Origin of the sequence: Desulfuromonas thiophila (assembly GCF_900101955.1) — a bacterium.
Classification (GTDB): domain Bacteria; phylum Desulfobacterota; class Desulfuromonadia; order Desulfuromonadales; family Desulfuromonadaceae; genus Pseudodesulfuromonas; species Pseudodesulfuromonas thiophila.
On record NZ_FNAQ01000038.1, the window covers coordinates 1 to 1,323 of the forward strand.

1 protein-coding gene is annotated in these 1,323 nt (G+C 56.1%); it reads right to left on the bottom strand.

All coding sequences use genetic code 11. The features are described from left to right. Positions 1-154: 154 nt before the first annotated feature. A complete protein-coding gene (locus BLR80_RS12595) occupies positions 155-1,261 on the bottom strand; it encodes a transposase (protein ID WP_216095224.1) in 1,107 nt (368 codons plus the stop codon). Between the last annotated feature and the right edge of the window lie 62 nt (positions 1,262-1,323).

Consider the following 1,323-nt stretch of genomic DNA (forward strand, 5'->3'; position numbering starts at 1 on the left):
GAGCCTCTTGCAAAAAGTTCTGAGCTGAGGCGTTGACAAACGATCTGGGGACATGAGTGCCGGCTTGGGCCCGAAAATCAGGCCAGAAAGGGATCTTTTCCGGATTTCCGGACGGACGTCCCCCCTCAGAGCTCCAGTTTCTTGTTCTTTGACATCAGCAACCAGTGACTTTGAGCAACTGGTCGGCAAATAAAGTGACGATACCGAACATGGCATGCATCATGACCTTGTCCGGGCCGCGAACCTGAATGCTGCGGCCGCCAAACTCATCCTTGAAGCGACCATTGCAGCGCTCCGCTGAACTTCGCTCGTTGTAGCGCACCGCCTCGTGCGGGGCCATCGGCACAATTCCCTGGCCTCGTGGGTTGCGGTCAATGATCGGCACATGGCCCAGTTCTTTACTCTGCTCCCAGATCTGCGCTGCGTCGTAGGCCGCATCCATCAGATCGTAACAGGACGTGACCTTGGCTGCACTCAGCTTCATCATCGGAATCGCCACCTGGCTGTCGTGCAACGAGGCTGAGGTCAGAACTGCACTGATCGGCAATCCGCAATCATTCACGTCCAGGTGCAGTTTGTAGCCGTTCCAGGTCTGCGTATACCCTTGGGCGTTTTTCTTGACGCCTCGATCACAGGCTTTTGGCAGTTCCGCAAGGGCTTCTTCTGCTGTCTGGTTCCGCTGACGCTCGAGTCGTTTCGGTTCGACGGGTGGGCGAACCTCTCCTTTGGCCGGACGTCCCCGTTTTTTCGCAGTTTTGGGCGGTTTGACCTTCTTTGCCGGCTTCTCCCGGCCGGCCAGTGCTGTCGAATCCCGGCTGATGTGGCCGATCAACTCCGTGCCGAGGTGCTCTGTGACCAGCGTGTCGTGCACGATCGTGCCCAGCCCGGCCTTGGCATACTCGGCAAAGGCCCTCGAAAAAGTCGACTCCGAAGGAACCTCATGACGTTTGCTGAATCCACAGATCATCCGCAGGTTCGGGCAGCTCAGCAAAGCGTTGCGCAAAGAACTGGTGTGCTGATAACGAAGAAACGCCTTGGCCACAAAGGCTCTGGCGATAGTTTCGCGCTCTTTGATCGGCCTCCCAAGCCATTGCCGGCAGCGGCTGACTGGGACATGCTTTTCGATCTGAACCAGCTCAAGGATCTTGACCAGGCGCTTCTCCGGTTTTGTCAACGGATCGGGCAGGTTTTCGTCAAGATAGGGGAATAGACTTTGCTGTACTGTTCCCATCAACCATGATACTTTGGCCTTGAGCTTCATTGGCAACCTCCTGACAGTTGTTTGGCGTCGTAACCTAACAATATCAGATGGTTGCTTCTGGG

Excerpts from the sequence above, each read along its gene's own strand:
- BLR80_RS12595 (WP_216095224.1), bottom strand. The coding sequence starts at position 1,261 with ATGAAGCTCAAGGCCAAAGTATCATGGTTGATGGGAACAGTACAGCAA.